The sequence below is a fragment of the Paenibacillus sp. 598K genome (assembly GCF_003851045.1).
GTDB lineage: Bacteria > Bacillota > Bacilli > Paenibacillales > Paenibacillaceae > Paenibacillus_D.
The window spans coordinates 3,985-4,271 of the sequence record NZ_BFBX01000027.1 but is presented as its reverse complement, the minus strand read 5'-3'; the positions used below and the strand labels follow the sequence as shown (position 1 = coordinate 4,271).

The following is a 287-nucleotide window of genomic DNA, read 5'->3' as shown; positions in this document are numbered from 1 at the left end:
GAGCTAGCAGCAACGAGGCTGCGAGCAGCATGGCCAGCTTACGGGTGACGGCTTGCCGATTGCGTCCTTCCCTCATGCGCTTCGCCTCCGTGCCAGATAGATCAGGAAGGGGACGCCTAGCAGCGCCGTGGTGACGCCGACCGGCACCGTCCGCGGCATGAGCAGGAAGCGCGAGGCCGTGTCGGCGGCCACGAGCAGCGTCGCGCCGGTCAAGGCGCACAGCGGCAGCAGCCAGTAATGATTGTTGCCGATCAGATAGCGGCATATATGCGGCACCATCAAGCCGA

1 protein-coding gene is annotated in these 287 nt (G+C 65.2%); it reads right to left on the bottom strand.

The window, feature by feature from the left end; genetic code table 11:
• Nucleotides 1-72: 72 nt before the first annotated feature.
• Nucleotides 73-287 (bottom strand): iron chelate uptake ABC transporter family permease subunit (locus PA598K_RS09815; protein ID WP_148091928.1); only part of this gene is annotated, 215 nt, incomplete at its 5' end.